The 19,405-nt window shown below is 39.7% G+C and carries 18 protein-coding genes and 1 tRNA gene; 14 read left to right on the plus strand and 5 right to left on the minus strand.

The window, feature by feature from the left end; all coding sequences use genetic code 11:
* Positions 1-65 precede the first annotated feature (65 nt).
* From pcrA to rlmD, 7 genes are all read left to right on the plus strand, one after another.
* Positions 66-2,327 (plus strand): DNA helicase PcrA, encoded by a 2,262-nt coding sequence (pcrA, locus tag ELX58_RS01490; RefSeq protein ID WP_133441402.1) that lies wholly within the window; start codon positions 66-68, stop codon positions 2,325-2,327.
* A gap of 42 nt (positions 2,328-2,369) precedes the next feature.
* On the plus strand, positions 2,370-3,479 hold the full coding sequence (locus tag ELX58_RS01495; RefSeq protein WP_418620989.1) for a CamS family sex pheromone protein: 1,110 nt from the start codon (positions 2,370-2,372) through the stop codon (positions 3,477-3,479).
* Positions 3,480-3,524: 45 nt separating this feature from the next.
* The gene (gene gatC, locus ELX58_RS01500; protein WP_133441404.1) at positions 3,525-3,839 is read left to right on the plus strand and encodes an Asp-tRNA(Asn)/Glu-tRNA(Gln) amidotransferase subunit GatC; all 315 of its coding nucleotides are present in this window, start codon (positions 3,525-3,527) and stop codon (positions 3,837-3,839) included.
* A 10-nt stretch (positions 3,840-3,849) separates the two neighbouring features.
* The gene (gene gatA, locus ELX58_RS01505; protein WP_133441405.1) at positions 3,850-5,316 is read left to right on the plus strand and encodes an Asp-tRNA(Asn)/Glu-tRNA(Gln) amidotransferase subunit GatA; all 1,467 of its coding nucleotides are present in this window, start codon (positions 3,850-3,852) and stop codon (positions 5,314-5,316) included.
* A complete protein-coding gene (gatB, locus tag ELX58_RS01510) occupies positions 5,316-6,740 on the plus strand; it encodes an Asp-tRNA(Asn)/Glu-tRNA(Gln) amidotransferase subunit GatB (RefSeq protein ID WP_133441406.1) in 1,425 nt (474 codons plus the stop codon). Before gatA ends, gatB begins: the two co-directional genes overlap by 1 nt.
* An 11-nt stretch (positions 6,741-6,751) precedes the next feature.
* On the plus strand, positions 6,752-7,765 hold the full coding sequence (locus tag ELX58_RS01515; RefSeq protein ID WP_133441407.1) for a diacylglycerol kinase: 1,014 nt from the start codon (positions 6,752-6,754) through the stop codon (positions 7,763-7,765).
* 79 nt (positions 7,766-7,844) lie between these two features.
* Entirely contained in the window at positions 7,845-9,212 is a 1,368-nt protein-coding gene (gene rlmD, locus ELX58_RS01520; RefSeq protein ID WP_133441408.1) for a 23S rRNA (uracil(1939)-C(5))-methyltransferase RlmD, read from the plus strand.
* Positions 9,213-9,294: 82 nt separating this feature from the next.
* Here the strand turns inward: rlmD and gntK are convergent, their stop codons facing one another.
* Positions 9,295-10,830, minus strand: coding sequence for a gluconokinase (gntK, locus tag ELX58_RS01525; RefSeq protein WP_133441409.1), 1,536 nt, complete (start codon positions 10,828-10,830; stop codon positions 9,295-9,297).
* A gap of 150 nt (positions 10,831-10,980) precedes the next feature.
* Between gntK and ELX58_RS07810 the strand changes: the two genes are divergently transcribed.
* The 4 genes from ELX58_RS07810 (at position 10,981) to ELX58_RS01540 (ending at position 13,114) form a co-directional block, all read left to right on the plus strand.
* Complete coding sequence (locus ELX58_RS07810) at positions 10,981-11,151, plus strand: hypothetical protein (protein WP_162614585.1); 171 nt, start codon at positions 10,981-10,983, stop codon at positions 11,149-11,151.
* Between the two features lie 56 nt (positions 11,152-11,207).
* Positions 11,208-11,696, plus strand: coding sequence for a GH25 family lysozyme (locus ELX58_RS08035; protein ID WP_257791767.1), 489 nt, complete (start codon positions 11,208-11,210; stop codon positions 11,694-11,696).
* Positions 11,697-11,715: 19 nt separating this feature from the next.
* Positions 11,716-12,999 carry a DEAD/DEAH box helicase gene (locus tag ELX58_RS01535; protein WP_133441411.1) on the plus strand — a complete coding sequence of 428 codons (1,284 nt, stop codon included), beginning with the start codon at positions 11,716-11,718 and terminating at the stop codon, positions 12,997-12,999.
* A 42-nt stretch (positions 13,000-13,041) separates the two neighbouring features.
* Positions 13,042-13,114 (plus strand) — tRNA-Arg (locus ELX58_RS01540).
* Between the two features lie 64 nt (positions 13,115-13,178).
* Here ELX58_RS01540 and rbsU read toward each other — a convergent pair.
* From rbsU to ELX58_RS01555, 3 genes are read right to left on the minus strand one after another with little or no spacing between them, the layout of a single operon-like run.
* Positions 13,179-14,057, minus strand: coding sequence for a ribose/proton symporter RbsU (gene rbsU, locus ELX58_RS01545; RefSeq protein ID WP_133441412.1), 879 nt, complete (start codon positions 14,055-14,057; stop codon positions 13,179-13,181).
* A gap of 28 nt (positions 14,058-14,085) precedes the next feature.
* Positions 14,086-14,583, minus strand: a complete 498-nt coding sequence (locus tag ELX58_RS01550; protein ID WP_133441413.1) for a GtrA family protein — start codon at positions 14,581-14,583, stop codon at positions 14,086-14,088.
* A 10-nt stretch (positions 14,584-14,593) separates the two neighbouring features.
* Complete coding sequence (locus ELX58_RS01555; RefSeq protein ID WP_133441414.1) at positions 14,594-15,532, minus strand: glycosyltransferase family 2 protein; 939 nt, start codon at positions 15,530-15,532, stop codon at positions 14,594-14,596.
* Positions 15,533-15,689: 157 nt separating this feature from the next.
* Here ELX58_RS01555 and wecB point away from each other — a divergent pair, with 157 nt between their 5' ends.
* On the plus strand, positions 15,690-16,814 hold the full coding sequence (wecB, locus tag ELX58_RS01560) for a non-hydrolyzing UDP-N-acetylglucosamine 2-epimerase (RefSeq protein ID WP_133441415.1): 1,125 nt from the start codon (positions 15,690-15,692) through the stop codon (positions 16,812-16,814).
* Positions 16,815-16,824: 10 nt separating this feature from the next.
* On the plus strand, positions 16,825-17,676 hold the full coding sequence (locus tag ELX58_RS01565; protein ID WP_162614586.1) for a YihY/virulence factor BrkB family protein: 852 nt from the start codon (positions 16,825-16,827) through the stop codon (positions 17,674-17,676).
* A gap of 47 nt (positions 17,677-17,723) precedes the next feature.
* Here ELX58_RS01565 and ELX58_RS01570 read toward each other — a convergent pair whose 3' ends face one another.
* Entirely contained in the window at positions 17,724-18,179 is a 456-nt protein-coding gene (locus ELX58_RS01570) for a flavodoxin (RefSeq protein WP_133441417.1), read from the minus strand.
* 105 nt (positions 18,180-18,284) lie between these two features.
* Between ELX58_RS01570 and ELX58_RS01575 the strand changes: the two genes are divergently transcribed.
* Positions 18,285-19,400 (plus strand): AI-2E family transporter, encoded by a 1,116-nt coding sequence (locus ELX58_RS01575; RefSeq protein WP_133441418.1) that lies wholly within the window; start codon positions 18,285-18,287, stop codon positions 19,398-19,400.
* The last annotated feature ends 5 nt before the right edge of the window (positions 19,401-19,405 follow it).

The raw sequence follows: 19,405 nt of genomic DNA on the forward strand, positions 1-19,405 counted from the left end.
GGATTAATCTTGAAAACTAATCGCTATGCTATAATTTACTTGCAATAGAAAGAGTTGAATCGTTTTTGCCTAAAGAAAATATATTAAGCGGACTTAATTCGAAACAAAAAGAAGCGGTCTTATGCACTAAAGGTCCATTACTAATTATGGCCGGGGCCGGTAGTGGAAAGACCCGAGTACTAACTAGACGAATTGCCTATTTAATTAAAGCCTGTGGCGTTAGCCCATGGAACATCTTGGCAATTACTTTTACTAATAAAGCGGCTCGAGAAATGCGTGACCGAATAACTAAATTATTGAATGGTCATAGTCAGGGTGCCTGGGTATCAACATTTCATGCGTTATGCATGCGCATCTTAAGATTTAACGCTGAAAAAATAAATTATAACCGTGCTTTTACAATTGCGGGGACTAGTGAACAGCGAACCCTCGTTAAACATATCTTAACCCGTGAGTTAAATATGGATCCAAAACGGATGAACCCTAGAGCTGTTTTATCCGCAATTTCGATGGCTAAAAATAATTTACAGACACCCGATGAATATAAAGACATTCAGGATAAGGCTCACAATCCGTTTACTAAAACGGTTGCTAAAGTTTATGTTCGTTACCAGCATGAACTTCATCAAAATCAAGCGATGGATTTTGATGACTTGATTATGCTAACGATTATCTTATTCAAGAAATTTCCTGACGTTTTACGATATTATCAAGAGAAATTTAAATACATCAGTGTCGATGAATATCAAGATACTAACGAAGCTCAATATGAATTAATTCATCTGTTGGGCAAACGTTATCAGAACGTCTGTGTTGTTGGGGATGTTAACCAAAGTATCTACGGCTGGCGTGGTGCCAACATGAATAACATCCTTGACTTCAAAGATGATTATCCAGACGCTCATGAAGTCTTTCTGCAGCAGAATTACCGTTCAACTAAAAATATTCTGAACGCTGCTAACTCAGTAATTAAGCATAATGACGGCCAGGATGACGAGAATCTGTGGACGGATAACGCTACCGGTCCTAAAGTGGGTTATTATCGTGGCCAGAGTGCCGAAGATGAATCCCATTTTGTGGTGTCCAAAATCATTAAAGATCACAAAAAATATAATTATTCGTATAATGATTTTGCAATTCTTTATCGAACCAATGCCCAATCACGTGTAATTGAAGAAACGTTCCTTAAATCTAATATCCCGTATAACATCGTCGGTGGTAACAAGTTCTACGACCGAAAAGAAATCCAAGACATTTTAGCTTATTTAACCATATTAGCTAATCCTAGTGATTCGTTAAATTTACAGCGAATTATTAATGTTCCAAAGCGAGGGATTGGTAAAGCCAGTGTTGGCAAATTAGTTGATTTTGCTCGTGAAAATCATTGGAGTTTGTTAAAAGCAACCGGTCATTTAGACTTAGCTAATCAAATTAGTACCCGTGCCAAGAATTCAATGACTCGTTTTGGCACCATGATTAATACGCTTCGAAAGCAAATTCCAAAGCTAAATGTAACTGATTTAACCAAAAAGGTTCTGGACGTCAGTGGCTATTTACCAACTTTAAAAGCTTCTAATTCTCTAGAAGCTAAAACCCGTGTGGAAAATATTGAAGAATTCATCTCAGTTACACTTCAGTTTGATAAGAATCATCGTGAAGTTCCGTTAAAGGATCGACTAGCAACGTTCCTGGCTGATTTATCATTGGTATCCGCACAGGATGACGTTGATGAATCGAAACCTCAGGTAACCTTAATGACGTTACATGCAGCTAAGGGCCTGGAATTCCCGATTGTCTTCATTATCGGGATGGAAGAAGGTATCTTTCCGTTAGCTAGTGCTATGGGCAATCATTCCGAATTAGAGGAAGAACGCCGATTAGCTTACGTTGGAATTACCCGTGCTAAGAAGAAGTTGTATCTAACAAACGCTTATTCAAGAATGCTTTATGGACGGCTTCAGTCCAATCCAGCATCGCGGTTCATTAAGGAAATTAACCCGAGTTTAATTGAAAAAGTCGGTGATGATCAGAACAGATCTGAACCGGGTTTCCGAAAGCATTACTTCAGGACACCGTTTGATCGGCGTCGTGACCACACGGCATTTAAGCAGCCGTATCATACGGCTAAAGTTGAAAAGCCTAAGGAAACGGGAGCTGATCAGAAACCCTGGCACATTGGTGATCGTGTAAAGCACCGTGCGTGGGGCGTTGGCACCGTTATTAAAGTGAATGGTTCTGGTGAAGATATGGAATTGGATATCGCATTTCCTGATCGTGGAATTAAGCGGCTACTTGCTGCGTTTGCGCCAATTCACAAAGTTAAGTAAAATATATTAAGAGAGCAATTTTTAAACATATTCATGGAGGTAATTGCTTTGAAAAAGCTAAAAGTGTTTTTAGCTATTGCCTCGAGTGCTTTGATTCTAGGAGGTTGTGGACTTGGTAATTTATCATCAAGACCATCTTCTAACAACGGCACTCAATTAACCGGTCACGCGAATAATAGTAATTATCAGAGCGTGATTAAGCACGGTCATTACTTGACCAGTAAATCCCGTGGGGTTGATGTTCAGCAAGACGCTAATCAACTTAATTTAAAGAGTTTTGAAAATGGTCTGCTAGACCTTTCCAAGAAAGAATTCCCGACTAATAAGTACATCTTCCAGGAAGGCCAGCACATTTCCACCAAGACGACTGAACATTGGCTTGATCGAAAGAGTCAAAATTCTCAGGGATTAAACCCGTCCGGGAAAGAAACCAAAGTCCCGTTATACTTACAACAAATGGATGAACAGGATTTCTTAACCCAGCATGGTAAACACTTAAAGTTAAGTGGCATGACGGTTGGGTTAGGTATTAATTCGATTTACTACTACAAAAAGAAGAAATATGGACCGACTTATAAGAAATCAATTAGTAACGCTACCGTTAAAGCCGAAGGTCATAAGATCGGTGCCAAAGTCTTGGCTCGTTTACGACGTAAACCAGGCTTAAAGCACATTCCGATCGTAATCGGCTTATATCGTCAAGGTTCTGATGATAGCTTAGTTGGTGGTAATTTCTTTGCCTATTCCGTAAACAAAGGTTCCAGCATTGATGGCTGGAAGCCAATTGATGAACGAAATTACGTCTTCCCGTCTAATTCAGGTGATAAAGGTAAGCACGCCAACGATGCTAATGACTTTAGTAACTTTAAGTCACGAGTTCAGAACTTCTTCCCTAATTTGAGTGGAGTTACTGCTCAGGCTCATTATATTAATGGTTCGTTAAGTGGAATGCACGTTAATATTACAACGCAGTTCTATAGCCAGACCGAAATCATTGCGTTTACGCAATACTTACAGACGGCTGCTAAGAAGTACTTACCAAGTGGGATGCCGATTGATATTACCGTTAAATCAACAGAAGGTGTTCAAAGCTTCCTAGCTCGAAAGAGTGGTAGTAAGAGCTTCTCTGCACACGTATTTAACAGTTATTAATTAAATAGATATAATCAATTAATAAAATGAAAGAAGGATATCGGTATGACTCAAAAGATTGACGACCAAGAAGTTCAAAAGGTCGCTCATTTAGCTAAATTGAATTTTAGTGCTAAGCAATTACCATATTTTACTAAACAGATCCAAAGCATCATGAAGATGTTCAAGACCTTAAGTCAGGTCGATACATCTAACGTTAAGCCAACCTACAGTGTTACTGATCAGTTAGACGTTACTAGACCGGACGTTCCTGAAGACTGGGGCGAACGAAATGCATTATTAATGAATGCACCGAAGATTGCCGATGGCTTCATCAAGGTTCCTGTAATTGTTAAACAGCAGAAGAACGAACGAAAGTGAGGATTTGCTAATGAACTTTTTAAATCAAAGCTTAACTAGCGTCCACCAAAAACTAGTTAATGGTGATATTTCAGCTGAAGATCTAACCCGTCAGACTTTAGCTAACATTAAGAAAACTGAACCAGCATTAAAAGCTTTCATTACTGTTAATGCAGATAAGGCAATCAAACGTGCTCAAGCTGTTGATAAAAAGGGTATCGATCCAAAGAATTTATTAAGTGGAATTCCGGTTGCAATTAAAGATTTAATTCTTACGAAGGGCGTTAAGACCACTGCCGCTTCTAAGATGTTATATAACTTTAACCCAATCTTTGACGCAACCGTCATTAAGAAATTAAAGAAAGCCGGTACCATTGACGTTGGTAAAACCAACCTGGATGAATTTGCTATGGGTGGTTCAACCGAAAACTCTGCTTTCCAAAAGACTCATAACGCCTGGAATCACAAAAAGGTTCCTGGTGGTTCATCTGGTGGATCCGCCGTTGCGGTTGCCAGTGGTGACGTTTTAGCTGCTTTAGGTACTGATACCGGTGGCTCGATTCGTCAGCCAGCTGCCTTTAACGGAATTGTTGGTATGAAGCCAACTTATGGTCGAGTATCCCGTTGGGGCATCATCGCCTTTGCATCCAGTATGGATCAAGTTGGTCCGATGACCCGTAACGTCTTTGATAACGCCGTTATGCTTAACGCAATTGCAGGTCATGATGTCCATGACTTAACAAGTTCCGATAAAAAGGTTCCTGACTTCACTGCTCACATTAAAGACGGTGTTAAGGGGCTCCGAATTGCGGTTCCAAAAGAATACATGGCTAAAGGGATTGATCCTGCCGTTAGGGATGCCGTTGAAAATGCCATCAAAGTGTACAAGAAGCTGGGTGCTAAAGTCGACATGGTATCTTTACCACACACTAAGTATGGAGTTTCCGCTTACTACATCTTATCTTCAAGTGAAGCCTCATCTAATTTAGAACGATACGATGGGATCCGTTATGGATACAGTGCTCCAGATGCTAAGAACCTAGAACAGTTATACATTAAGAGTCGTTCAGAAGGCTTCGGTGATGAAGTTAAGCGTCGAATCATGTTAGGGACGTTCTGCTTATCCGCTGGTTACGTTGATGCCTACTTTAAGAAAGCCGCTAAGGTAAGAACTTTGATTATTGATGACTTTAAGAAAGTTTATCAGAATCATGACGTTATCTTAGCACCAACTAGTACTACACCAGCATATGACCTTGGTAGTGAAATTTCTGACCCGATTAAGATGTACATGAACGATGTATTAACCGTTCCGGTTAACTTAGCTGGTTTACCAAGTATGTCAATTCCAGATGGATTTACTAAAGACAGCCTTCCAATTGGAATGCAATTAATCGGTCGTCCGTTTGATGAACAGACGGTTTACCGTACTGGTTATGCATTTGAACAGAATACTGATTTTCATAAACGAGTACCAAAAATGGGAGGCAATAAATAATGAATTTCAAAGTTAATATCGGTTTAGAAACTCATTTTGAATTAAATACTAAATCAAAAATTTTTAGTCCAGCTCCTGTTAAATATGGTGACGAAGTAAACAAAGATACGAACGTCATCGACTGGGGTTATCCTGGGACATTACCAACCATTAACCGTCAGGTAGTTGCTGATGGTGTTAAAGCCGCAATTGCTTTACACGCTAAGATTGATCATCACCCACGTTTTGATCGTAAGAACTACTTTTATCCAGATAACCCAAAGGCTTACCAAATTACTCAGTTTGATAAGCCAACCGCTCGAAATGGTTATTTAATGGTCAAGAGTGGTGGCAAAAATTACAAGATTCGCATTCATGAAATGCATATCGAAGAAGATGCCGGTAAAAACAGTCATGGAATTCGTTATTCTTTCGTTGATTTGAACCGACAGGGCACACCGTTACTTGAAGTGGTTTCTGAACCTGATATTCCATCACCACAAGTTGCTTATGATTACATCAAGACCTTACGAAAGGTTATTATGTTCACAGGCATTTCTGATGCCAAGATGGAACAAGGTAGCGTTCGTGCTGATACCAACGTATCGCTTCATCCGATTGGCAGTAAGAAGTTAGGACCTCGTGCTGAAATGAAGAACGTCAGTTCATTTAACTACATTCGAATGGCTGCTAGTTATGAAAGTAAACGTCAGGCACGAGTTCTAATGTCCGGTGGTAAGATTTTGCCACAGACCCGTCGTTTAGATGAAGCTAATGGTAAGACCTACTTAGAACGTTATAAAGAAAGCAATGATGAATATCGTTACTTCCCAGAACCAGATATTCCACCGTTAACAATTTCTGATGCCTGGATCAATAAGATCAAGAAGAACATGCCTGAAATGCCTGCCAGCCGTGAACATCGCTACATTCATGACTTTGGCTTAACTAAAGAAGACGTGGATGTTTTGACTGAAACTAAGCAAATGTCAGACTTCTTTGATCAAACCGTTAAAGCCGGTGCTAAACCAAAGATGGCTGCCAACTACTTACAGGATGATATCAGTTCTTACTTAAACAGTAAACAGGTTGAAATCCAGAACACTAAGTTAACGCCAGAGAACGTTGCCGCGTTACTTAAATTAATCGATAAAAACGTTATTTCAACTAAGATCGCCAAGAAAGTCTTTAAGGACGCTCTAGTTAAAGGTAAAGATCCTAAAGCTTATGTTAAGGCTAATGGAATGGTTCAATTATCAGATCCTAATAAGCTAGAAAACTTGGTTAAGACCGTTATGCAAAAGAACCAGAAATCAGTTACTGATTACCGAAATGGTAAGGATCGTGCTAAAGGCTTCTTAGTTGGTCAAGTTATGAAAGCTACCCGTGGTAAAGCTAACCCACAGATGGTAAGTAAGATGCTTGATAAAGCTTTAAATAAATAAGGAGTTTGATTATGCGTAAACGTGCACGAGTAATTTATAATCCAACCTCAGGCCGTGAACTTTTAAAGTCTAAAATGATTGATATTTTAGGCGTCTTTGAAAAGGCCGGTTACGAAACGAGTGCCTATGCCACCACTCCAGCCCCGAATTCCGCTAAGAACGAAGCGATCAGAGCTGCTAAGGAAGGTTTTGATTTAGTGGTTGCCGCCGGTGGAGACGGGACCATTAATGAAGTAGTGAATGGTTTAGCACCGTTAAAAAAACGGCCTAAGATGGCCATTATTCCTGGTGGAACGACGAATGATTTTGCTCGTGCATTGCGAATTCCTCGGGATGATCCCGTCGCAGCTGCAAAGGTCGTTTTAAAGGACGAAACGTTCAAGATGGATATCGGTCAGGCTAACCAGAATTACTTTATGAATATTGCTGGCGGTGGCCTGTTGACCGAATTAACGTATGACGTTCCGTCTGATCTAAAGACGGTCTTCGGTTATTTGGCTTATCTGGTTAAGGGTGCTGAATTGTTACCCAGGATTAAGCCCATTAAGATGGATTTGAAATACGATGGTGGTCATTTTAGGGGCAAAGCTTCAATGTTCTTATTGGCAATGACGAATTCCATTGGTGGTTTGGAGCGCGTTGTTCCAAACGCATCATTGGATGATGGCGAGTTTACCTTAATTATCGTTAAGACCAGTAACCTTTTACAGATTATCCAGTTATTAACTGAAGCCATCAATGGTAAACATCTAAATGATCCACGGGTTATTATTCAGAAGACTAGTAAATTAGTTGCTAAACCGATTAATAATAAAATGGAAATTAATTTAGATGGTGAATATGGTGGTAACGCACCGATGACATTTAAGAATTTAAAGCAGCACATCGAAGTTTACGCTAATATTGATCAAATGCCTCAACACGCTTTAGTTGGTAAACACATCACTCGTCAACCAAAATCAAATGGTCCTAAGATGACTGAAAAGCGTTTTCTAAAGCGAGTTAATCATTTATTTAAGTTTTAAGTTAATTCGAATTAGATTGAGAAAATTTTGTCGCTTAACTCAACGGCAAAATTTTTGTTTATACAAAGGTGAATCAATCATGAAAGTAAAAGCACCAGTTCAACAAGGCCAGGCCTATCGAGTTAAGATTGTTAATTTGACTTATCAGGGCTTAGGCGTTGGGATTTATAAGGATTTTCCAATATTTATTAATAATGCTTTACCAGGTGAAGATGTGTTGACACGAATTATTCGGGTTAAACGTCACTTTAGTTTTGGTAAAGTCCTAAAATTTTATCAACAGAGTCCCGATCGTGTTCATTCAATTGATGAAAAATATTTACAAACGGGGATTGCGCCGTTAGAACATTTAAAATATCCTGCTCAGTTAAAATTTAAACATGATCAGGTGGCTGAATTATTTAAAAAGGCTGGCTTAAAGGTTCAGGTAAAGCCCACCATCGGAATGAAGAAACCTTATCAATACCGTAATAAGGCTCAGATTCCCGTTAAGATGGTTAAAGGTCAATTAGAGACCGGCTTTTATAAACGACATTCCCATTATTTGGTCCCGATCACTGATTTCTATATTCAGGATCCAAAGATTGATCAAACGATTTTGGTAGTTCGTAATATCTTACGAAAGTATCAGATTGTCCCTTATAATGAGCGAACTCATCGAGGTGTGATTCGTAATGTCATGGTCCGCCGTGGTCGAAAGTCGCATCAAATTATGGTGGGATTGGTTACCCGGTCCAAGAAATTACCGCATGCTGAAGAGATTACTAAAGCAATTGTGGATAAGTGTCCCGAAGTTAAGAGTGTTATCCACAACATTAACTTACGTGACAATAACGTTCTTCTAGGGACTAAAAATCGTTTGTTATATGGTAAACCATACATCGATGACCAACTAATGGGCTTAACCTTTAGAATCTCTTTAAACGCTTTTTATCAGGTTAATCCGGTCCAAACTCAAAAGCTGTATTCAATTGCGATTAAAGAAGCCCAGTTAAAGCCAAATCAGATTGCAATTGATGCCTATTGTGGAATCGGGACGATTTCATTATCGATTGCGAAATACGTTAAACGGGTTTACGGTGTTGAAATTGTTCCACAAGCAATTAAAGATGCAAAAGTTAACGCTAAGTTAAATCATATCGATAACGTCAAGTTTGTTGCTAATCGAGCCGAAGACCAAATGCCATTATGGGCAAAACACGGGATTCGACCTGACGTGATTTTTGTGGATCCGCCACGAAAGGGCCTTGCAGAATCCTTTATCAAGAGTGCGGCCTCTGTCAAACCAAAAAAGATCGTTTATATTTCTTGTAAGCCAGCTACGTTAGTGCGTGACGTTCGTCGCTTTAACCAGTTGGGCTATCATGTTACTCAACCGGTTCAGCCGGTTGACCAGTTTCCGCAAACGGTTCAAATCGAATCGGTTACGGTATTGGAACGAAAGTAATTCTTTATTAATGTAAAATAAAACACCGTTTAATTATCATAATTAAACGGTGTTTTTGTATGATTAAGATTAATTTTGTAAATTAACCTTCGTGGTGTTCACGCTGGAAATCAGCGATTGCTTTGTATTCAGTTTCAAGTTTCTTACCAAGACGAAGGTAAATTGGGATTAATTCTTTGTAAACGTCGGCGTTCTTCTTGATTGGTTCTAATGAACGGGTAGTACCAACGAAGTTCTTAACTTCACCTAAGTTATCAATTAAGCCTAAGCTTAACATACCCAGAGTGGCGGCACCTAAAGCAGTACCTTCAAAACTCTTTGGAATGGTAACTTCCTGATCGAAGATATCAGCTAACATCTGACGCCATAAACCAGAACGGGCAAAGCCACCGGTGGCTTGAATACTCTTCGGCTTACCAACGACGTCTTCTAAGGCTTTATTAACAGCAAATAAATTGTATACGATACCTTCTAAAGCGGCACGGATCATCTGCGGGATGCCGTCTTGACGGGTCAAACCGAAGAATGATGCACGGGCGTTAGCATCCCAAATTGGTGCACGTTCACCGCCTAAGAATGGATGACAGATAACACCATCAGATCCAGCAGGAACGGTTGAAGCGATCTTAGTTAACAGGTCGTATGGATCCATGTTAAGTTCCTTAGCGGTAACTTTTTCGGAGCCACAGATCTGATCACGAATCCAGCGGAAGACGATTCCACCGTTGTTAACGGGTCCACCGACTACCCACATGTGATGGTAGAGGTAGTAACAGAAGACACGGCCCTTAGGATCAGTCTTCGGTTTATCGGTAATTACACGAACGGCACCGGAAGTACCAATGGTGATTGCTAATACACCGGGTTGAATAGCGTTAACACCTAAATTAGCTAAAGGTCCGTCAGATGCACCGATAACGAATGGCATCTTTGGATCAAGACCGGTCAATTTAACAACGTGAGAATTTAAACCTTTTAATTGGTAGGTGGTATCAACTAATTCTGGTAACTGGTCACGTTTAACGCCGGCAACTTTTAATGCGGTTGGATCCCAATCCATGGTGTGAATGTTGAACATTCCGGTGGCGTTAGCGATTGAGTAATCTTCTTTAAGCGTACCGAATAATAGGTAAATGATGTATTCTTTTAAGCCAACGAACCAATGAGCTTTCTTGAATAAGTCGGGGCGTTCGTTGCGGAACCACATAATTTTAGTTAATGGTGTCATTGGATGGATCGGGGTTCCAGTGGCTTGGTAAAGCTTGGGACCTAAATCACTGTGCTTAAGTTGATCAGCATATTTGTATGCTCGGTTATCGGCCCATGTTAAAGCTCTGGTTAATGGACGGTGATTCTTATCCAATAAAATTAAACTGTGCATGGCACAGGAGAATGAAACTCCTTTAATGTCACTTGGGTTGTCAACTTTACTGGTTAAATCATGTAGTCCCTTTAACATTGCCAAGTAGATTTCATGTGGATCTTCTTCGGCCATTCCAGGAGCATCCTGATACAATTTGTAGCCGTTATTTACATACCCTAGTACTTTACCTTTAGTGTTATAAAGGACCAGTTTAATACTAGTGGTACCAATATCGGCACCAATAACATAATCCATAATAAATTAGCGTTCCTTTCAAAATTTTATCTTTTTAGATAAAAGTTATATGATAAAAATTACTGAGTAGCGTCAGCCGCTCAACTCAATTATACTTGATAATTGTTGATCGTCCAAGAAGTTGAGCGCGCTAACGGGGGATGGAACCATTTGCGTCGACGAGTTGATCAGAATAATTTTAAATCGTCAGGATATTTATGGCCGATGTTAATTGTCATTTTATTAGTAATCGGCCTAATAAGCAGCGTTTCGGTTTATCATCATTATGAGATGTCACGGCTTAATCAATATCCATATCGAGGCGTTGGTGTAACCCAATAGGATGGGTACGTTGACTTCTTTTCGTTGGCGAAAACCGGTCAAAAATTCGTGTATATATTCGAGCAACTCAAGGTTCCATCTATACTGATAATGATTTTGATAATAATTATCAAAGAGCGGAAGGTTCTAGCTTAGATATTGGTGTTTACCACGTTTTTAGTTTTGCTAGCCACCCGCAAGATCAATTTAAGAATTTTAAAGATCAGATTGCGACCAGGGTTGGTTCATTACCGATCGCTGTTCAAGTTAGTTCTAAACGACCGCTAACTAAGTCCAGGATTGCATCACTAAAAGTTTTTGTTAATGACGTTAAACGGCATTATCATCAGCCGGTGATCATCTGGACATCACGTCCGATCGCTAATCAGTTGAAATTAGGACACGTTTGGATTAATAATTCACCAAGTCCTCAAGAATGGTTGATGGTCTTAAATCCAAAGGAAACCTTGAATTTAAACGGTCAGGATAATAACGTTACTCAATTTGTATTTAATGGTAATCATCGTAACTGGCGTGAGTTTTCGGATTTAAACCACATTAATTAAGTTAATCGAGGTATTTTGAATGTTAAAAGTATTTAAAGAACATTTTTATAAACTGTATCATAAGCCAACTCTGATTCAGCAGAAGGTTTATCAACCGTTATCCACGGGTCATAACGTTGTGGGCTTATCGCCAACGGGCTCTGGTAAAACGGTTGCCTTCCTGTTACCGTTATTGGAAAACGTGACGAGGGATTCTGAATCTCAACTCGTAATCTTTGAACCGTCGCAAGAATTAGCGATTCAAACCAGTCACGTTGCTCGTGAATGGGCTAATCTACTTCATCTTACGGTGTTATCTCTAATTGGTGGTGCTAATTTACGTCGACAGAAGGAAAATCTGAAGAAACGCCACCCGCAGATCGTTGTTGGAACGCCTGGCCGAATTCAGGTCTTAGTTGATAGTAACCACTTAAAATTAGGGCACCTGCAGTCAGTCGTGATCGATGAAGCCGATAATTTATTGACTGGTAATACACTTGAAGTCATTCGTGGGATTTTGGATCACGGTCCATCCCACGTTCAATTAAGCTTTTTCTCCGCCACGGATACTGACATTCTTCATCATTTAAAGCAATGGTTCGCCCAAGATGTTGAACGGATCGATGTTCGTCGTCAGGATAAGACCCGTGGCCCCGTTCTTCATGGTTTATTACGAATCGGGATGCGAAAACGCAATCTAATGCTTAAGATGTTGATGGACGTTCCGCATTTTAAAGCATTAGTCTTCTTTAATAATCTAAAGGAACTTAACCAGACGTATAGTTACTTTAAGCACCTTAACATTCACCGTGTTGCAAAATTAGCTGGATACCAAGGTCAGATTCCACGAGCTAAAGCTATGCGTGGTTTTCGTAAGAACAAAATCCAGTTACTTTTAACGACCGATGTTACCGCCCGTGGTTTGGATATTCCTGCATTACCCGCAGTGATTAACTACGAAGTCCCTAAGCATAAAATTGAATACATTCATCGAATTGGCCGAACCGGTCGAATGGGTCACAAGGGATTAGTAATTAACTTTGGTGATAGTCATGACTTTCGTGATCTTAGGCATGAATGCCAGGGGTTAGGTTATCATTTTGAATTGATTTACTTCTACGATAAACAGATCCTGAACCGTGAACAGCTTAAAAAAGCTCGAGCTAAGGATCATGCTGAACATCCACAGAAAAAGCACATAACTGAGCCTAATCAGCACCGTCATTACCACAGTCACAAACATCATCAGCGAAAGCGCAAGAATTCTAAAAACAAAGGCATGTGGCATAAGTGGCGAAAAGAAGATCGCCGTCATCAACACTAGCTTTACTTTATTAAATTAACGTGAGAAAATAATTCATGTCATGGTCCTATAGTCTAATTGGATAGGACGACCGCCCCCTAAGCGGTCGATCTCGGTCCGAATCCGAGTAGGACCATTACTTGAAGGAATAAAAAAGAGCCAAATTAATTTGGCTCTTTTTGCTTCTATTATTAATAAATTTAAATCATAACGGTGACTGATGCTGCCGCAACGATTAAAACTAAACCGACAACCGTAACGGTCATTTCCTTTCGGGTCTTGGTTTGATGTAAAACGTAGACACTTGAAAGAGTAGCTAGGATTACGGACGTTTGTGATAGAACGAATCCAGTGGCTAGACCGTTCATCTGCGGTTGTGCAGAAATTAAATAGGTCAATGCTGCAAAGGCAAAGAAGAAGCCACTGATGATTTGTTTATAGGTAACGGGTTCACGAAAAACGTTCTGTTTATTCATGTGACTTATACAATAGATCAAAGCTAGCAAAACCATTCCGGCAGCCTGTGGCATAAATGCGTGCTGACCGTCAATGTGAGCGGCTTGTGGAGCAGCTGAATATAACCAATAACCGATCACACCTATTAACAGTAAAATAACGGCTTTGGTCATATCACTACTGTTAGCTTTGCTCTTGTGTTCCTGCCAAGCGGTCATTGCTGCACCGATAATGATGATGAGTAAGGCAACCATACCCCATACTTTATTGGCGAGACCTGGCCAGTCACCTAACGCAAAAACACCCCAGAGGGTAGTGGCCAATAACTGAAATGCGGTTGTGATCGGCATGACTCGACTTGAACCTACGTACTGGAAGGCTTTGAACGACATGATCTGTCCAAAGGCCCAGCCACATCCGGAAATAATGGACCAGATTAGGGCTTTGCCAGTTGGGACACTAATATCATCAACAATATTAAATACGATGGCAAAGATTAGGGTTCCAACGGTTGACCCCAAGATTTGGTTAGTTGGCTTACCGCCAAATTTGGAAGCAACGGTTGGATAGAAGCCCCAGCCTAATAGGGGACCTAAGCCAACCAGAAGCGCAGCAATGTTCATATTAATCATTCCTTAGCGATTTTAATTATTATTTAAAGGCAAAATATTTTGAGACGATGTAGTTAATTACGATAATGATGACTTGAATAAGAATTACACAAATGACTTTATTCATTAGGATCGGGTTGCCAACGAAGTTATGAATTATTGTCATCTTTAATAGCGACGTTTGGTAATTAATTCGGTTCAACAAAAAGATATGGATAAAGAATTCATAAAAATGGGTAATCATTAGGGACGTAAGCAAAAAGTCGAAAACGGCGCTAATACCACGACCGATTAAAAAAATAATAAACTGTGCCGTAACACTTTTTGATTGGTTACTATTGTTAAAAACTAAATACTTATTCACGATGAATGCAAAAACAGTTGAAATGGTCTGAGCAATTGCAACCGGAATCATCTCACTGGTCATCATCGCCATTGACGTAAAACGAGCGACAAAATAAACCAGGGTCGTCATTCCGCCCCAAAATAGATATTCAATTTTCTCGTTAAAAATAAGTTTATGAATTAGGTCTGTCATTATGATTTACTTACTTCATTTCCTTAATGGTGTACAACGGGCGGTGCTTTACTTCCAGGTAGATCTTCCCGATGTATTTCCCGATAATTCCTAGACAGAAGAGCTGGATACCACCGATCAGAAGAATAATTGAAACTAATGACGGCCAGCCAGCAACGGCGCCGCCCCAGAAGATGGCTCTTAAGACAACGAAGATCAGGCCTAAAAATGCTAAGAAGCAGGAAAAGCCGCCGATGATTGTAGCGATTTTTAACGGGACGTCAGAAAAATCAATAATAGCTTCCAGCGAATATTCAAATAGGGAGTGTAATGACCAATCAGATTTACCAGCAGCTCTTGGTCGGCCCTTGTATTTAAGGAATTTAACTTTAAAGCCGACCCAGCTGAATAATCCCTTGGTGAAACGGTTCCGTTCCTTTAATTTAAGGAACGTATTAAGGAATTGACGGGTCATTAATCTAAAGTCACGAACGTTAGGTTGAATTTTAACGGACGAGATCCGGTTTAAAATTCCGTAGAAGTGTTTGGATAAGAATGCTCTGATGGGGCCTTGCTTACGGGATGTTTGAACACAACCGACACAGTCGTAACCGTCATCCCGGATGTACTTAAGCATTTTGGGTAATAAAGACGGGGGATCCTGTAAGTCAACGTCCATTTCAGCGACGTAATCACCAGTAATATTGTTAAAGCCGGCGGCCATAGCAGCTTCTTTACCAAAATTACGGGCAAACGAAATATAATGAACGTGCTGCGGATCTTTTGCGTGAAGGTCCCTTATAATGGGTAATGTTTTGTCACTGGACCCATCATTAATGAATAAATATTCATAATCATAATGCATCCCATGAGCTTTCATTTGCTTAAAGACTTTTTCTACGGTTTTATAAAAGAGTCGAATTGAGGGTTCTTCGTTGTAGCATGGAACTACTAGACCAATCTTTTTCATTACAAAGCTCCTTATTTAATTTCAAATGTCTAATATTAGAATTTATTTATAATAGTACCTAAATAATAACACATTGTTAATTATTAACTGAAAATCGGAATTATAAAAATATTTTGTTATAATTAAAGCAAGTAAAAAGGGTGTAAAGGTGTTAAATATGAACGAACCAATTAAAGTTATGACAATTTTCGGGACCCGTCCAGAAGCCATTAAGATGGCCCCGATTATTTTAAAAATGAAGCAAGAACCAGACCGCTTTGATCCCATTACGGTCGTAACGGGCCAGCATCGAGAAATGCTCCAGCAGGTCCTGCACGTGTTTAATATTCATCCCGATTGTAATTTGAATATTATGCGTAAAAACCAAACATTGAGTGAAATCACCACGACCGTGATTAATAAGCTGGACCCGATTTTAGATCAACATCGTCCAGACATTATCTTGGTGCATGGTGACACGACTTCAACATTGTCTGCGGCAATCAGTGCCTTTTATCATAAGATTCCGTTGGGTCACGTTGAAGCGGGCTTACGGACCTGGAATAAGTATTCACCGTACCCTGAAGAAATGAATCGACAGTTAACGGATACGTTAGCTGACGTGTATTTTGCACCGACACCTTTAAGCCGTCACAACTTATTGATTGAACACCATAGTGATAAGCACATTTATGTTACCGGTAATACCGCAATTGACGCTTTAAAGAAGACGGTGGATCCTAATTATCATCATGCGGTTCTAGATAAAATTGATGATAAGCACCGGATCATTTTATTAACGATGCACCGTCGTGAAAACCAGGGTGTTCCGATGCTTCGAACCTTTAAGGCCATTAAACAAGAATTGGCTAAACATTCCGATACAGAAGTCATTTATCCAGTTCACTTAAGTCCAGCCGTACAAAAAGCTGCGCATCAAGAATTTGATTCGGTAGATCGAGTTCACTTAATTCCACCGTTGGACGTTGTGGATTTCCATAACATTTGTGCTAAAAGCTATTTTATTATGACGGATTCCGGTGGGGTTCAAGAAGAAGCCCCATCATTAGGCAAACCTGTATTAGTCCTTAGAAATCAGACTGAACGTCCTGAAGGTGTTAAGGCTGGGACTTTGAAATTAGTTGGTACCGATCCAAAGCGGGTTAAAGCCGGAATGGAAATGCTTCTAGATGACCCGAAAGCTTATCATAAGATGAGTACCGCTAAGAATCCTTATGGAGATGGAAAGGCCGCTAATCGCATCTTATCAGCAATTTATAAAGAAATTAATGGTGATAAGTAACATGTCAATTATGCCAAGAATACGGGAATGGATTATCCTTTTAAGCCATCATTGTAAGAAAGCGAATATTTCTGACTCGGCCGTTGTCTTGGCATATTACGTCCTTTTTTCGTTATTTCCGCTATTAATTATTTTGGGTAGTTTATTAAAGATCATTAACGTCCGCTACGGTCATTTAATTAACTCACTAAGGTTTTTACTGCCCATTAAAATTTTTGAATTGTTGCGACCGGTTATTTATTCGGCATTAAGTGACGGTGGTAAAGCCCAGTTATCTTTGGGCTTGTTAATTACCGTATGGTCAGCTAGCCGGATGATCGCTGCGTTTCAGCGAACCGTGAATTTAGCGTACGGTGTTCATAAGCCTAATGTAATCAGGAATCGAATTGGGTCCCTAATGTGGATGATTTTATTCATCATCTTTATCGTTGGCTTGACGTTCTTCCTGATCTTTGATCAGATGATCGTCAAGATTGCCGTTCGTTATGCTCATGGATCACCATTCCTTTTGAGAATGATCAACCGAATTCAGGCCCCGACCGTTTTAATCGTCTTGTTTTCAGTAATTTGTTCATTCTATTATTTTGTCCCAACACTTAGGGTTAAATTTCGGTACATCTGGTTTGGAACGTTGATTGCAACGATCGGTTTAATTCTTCTATCTAAAGTCTTTTCCCTGTACTTAAAGTATTTTTCAGGTAGTTTTAGTGCCTATCAGGCGTTAGGCGGCTTCATCATTTTAATGTTCTGGTTATATTTTTTTGGTCTGATCATTTTATTTGGTGCCGTCATTAACGCTACTAATCAAGATTACTTTAATCGTAACGGTTTGATTAAAGAACGGGAAACAAAAAATCACTAATCATTTTGATTAATGACTAGTGATTTTTATTTGATAATGTTTAAATATTATTTATTTTTCTTGGCAACATTAACTAACTGCTTCGAGAAATTATCTAAAGTCTTGATGTCTTTTGCATCGGGTTCCAGGTTAATTTTAACGTTCGCGGCACCATGCTTAGCGTTAGTCAGTTGGAATGCGTGGTCGAATTTATCGACAGCTACGTTATAATAATTTTTATAAAACGTATCACCGGATCCGGCAACACCGTACGTTTGCTTAGATAGATCTAACTTTTGCAGATCTTCGTAAAAATCAAGGCCTTCTTCAGGTAGATGACCTTCATTGTAGGTGTAAGCACAGACTACACAAATATCCACATCCTTGAATTCTTCAGGATCCGTTTGTGAGATTTCGGTTTCGATCGTTTGAACACCAAGACCCTCTAGACCTTCAGTTACGATATCCGCAACGTCTTCGTTATGTCCAGTGATGGTTGCGAATACAACGTGAGCTTTTAACATTTGATCGTTCCTTTCAAGAAATTTCTAAATCTAGTTATAGCATAAATACACGTCAAGATTAACCAACATTGTGATTTAAATTAATTAAAGAACGGGTGATAGAGAGTGTTTGGTCAATTTAAAAAGGCCCCAGTTATTTTTTGGTCGCTGGAAATATTAATCGTTTTTCTGATCGTCTGGATTGGGACCAAGATTTCGTTTTTATTTTCACCAGTTGGTGTTTTTATTTCATCAATTATCGTTCCCGTAATTATTGCGGGTGCTTTATATTACCTATTGAATCCGGTCGTTAAGTTGATGATAAAAATTAGATTCCATCATCATCATGTATCACGAACCTTTGCCGTCGCGGTGATTTTTATTGGCATTCTTGCCATTTTGTATTATTTGATTACGTCGTTTGTTCCTAATCTAGTTGCCCAGATTAGTGATCTAATCCAGCACATTCCTCATTTCACTAAAGAAACTGAAGGCCTGATGGATCATCTATCCAAACACGGTTGGATGAGTCATCTGCCGATGAAGCAGTATACTCACCGGATCCAGGAATATGTTGCCGGTAATATTAAGGGCTTGCTAAGCAGGATCACGGCGAGTCTCGGTCGAGTCATCTCAATGGCCACCAATTTTATTATTATCATCATTACGGTACCGGTGATGCTGTTCTACATGCTAAAGGACGGGGACAAGTTGGCTCCGGCAATTTCAAAATGGGTGCCAAAACGGCATCGTTCTCGAGTGATGGGACTCTTAAATCGAATGAGCCAGACTATTTCCCGATATATCGGTGGCCAGATGATCGAATGTCTATTCGTTGGGACATTTACGACAATTGGTTATCTATTGATCGGCCAGCGTTATGCGTTTCTGCTCGGGTTATTTGCTGGGATCTGTAACATCATCCCATATGTAGGCCCATATATAGGGATTGCACCGTCGTTAATGGTTGCGTTGTCCGTTAACATCACCCAAGTGATTTGGGTTATCGTTGTCGTGATTATCGTTCAGCAGATTGACGGGAATCTCATCTATCCCAACGTGATTGGTAAGACCCTTCAGATCCATCCGTTGACGATCATCATTATCTTGTTGGCCGCTGGACACATTGCAGGATTAATAGGGATGATTTTAGCCATACCCCTATATGCAGTAGTAAAAACTGTTGTACAATATATTTATACCATTTGGCTCATTGGTAGGACCAAATCGACTAAAAATTAATGAAA

Source organism: Acetilactobacillus jinshanensis, from assembly GCF_004359375.1.
GTDB classification, from domain to species: domain Bacteria; phylum Bacillota; class Bacilli; order Lactobacillales; family Lactobacillaceae; genus Acetilactobacillus; species Acetilactobacillus jinshanensis.

What these genes read in the sequence shown, in the direction of transcription:
- ELX58_RS01570 (WP_133441417.1), bottom strand. Translation starts at nt 18,179, where the DNA reads ATGTTAAAAGCTCACGTTGTATTCGCAACCATCACTGGACATAACGAA.
- ELX58_RS01550 (WP_133441413.1), bottom strand. Translation starts at nt 14,583, where the DNA reads ATGACAGACCTAATTCATAAACTTATTTTTAACGAGAAAATTGAATAT.
- rlmD (WP_133441408.1), top strand. Translation starts at nt 7,845, where the DNA reads ATGAAAGTAAAAGCACCAGTTCAACAAGGCCAGGCCTATCGAGTTAAG.
- rbsU (WP_133441412.1), bottom strand. Translation starts at nt 14,057, where the DNA reads ATGAACATTGCTGCGCTTCTGGTTGGCTTAGGTCCCCTATTAGGCTGG.
- gatA (WP_133441405.1), top strand. Translation starts at nt 3,850, where the DNA reads ATGAACTTTTTAAATCAAAGCTTAACTAGCGTCCACCAAAAACTAGTT.
- gntK (WP_133441409.1), bottom strand. Translation starts at nt 10,830, where the DNA reads ATGGATTATGTTATTGGTGCCGATATTGGTACCACTAGTATTAAACTG.
- gatC (WP_133441404.1), top strand. Translation starts at nt 3,525, where the DNA reads ATGACTCAAAAGATTGACGACCAAGAAGTTCAAAAGGTCGCTCATTTA.
- gatB (WP_133441406.1), top strand. Translation starts at nt 5,316, where the DNA reads ATGAATTTCAAAGTTAATATCGGTTTAGAAACTCATTTTGAATTAAAT.
- wecB (WP_133441415.1), top strand. Translation starts at nt 15,690, where the DNA reads ATGAACGAACCAATTAAAGTTATGACAATTTTCGGGACCCGTCCAGAA.
- ELX58_RS01555 (WP_133441414.1), bottom strand. Translation starts at nt 15,532, where the DNA reads ATGAAAAAGATTGGTCTAGTAGTTCCATGCTACAACGAAGAACCCTCA.
- ELX58_RS01515 (WP_133441407.1), top strand. Translation starts at nt 6,752, where the DNA reads ATGCGTAAACGTGCACGAGTAATTTATAATCCAACCTCAGGCCGTGAA.
- ELX58_RS01535 (WP_133441411.1), top strand. Translation starts at nt 11,716, where the DNA reads ATGTTAAAAGTATTTAAAGAACATTTTTATAAACTGTATCATAAGCCA.
- ELX58_RS01565 (WP_162614586.1), top strand. Translation starts at nt 16,825, where the DNA reads ATGCCAAGAATACGGGAATGGATTATCCTTTTAAGCCATCATTGTAAG.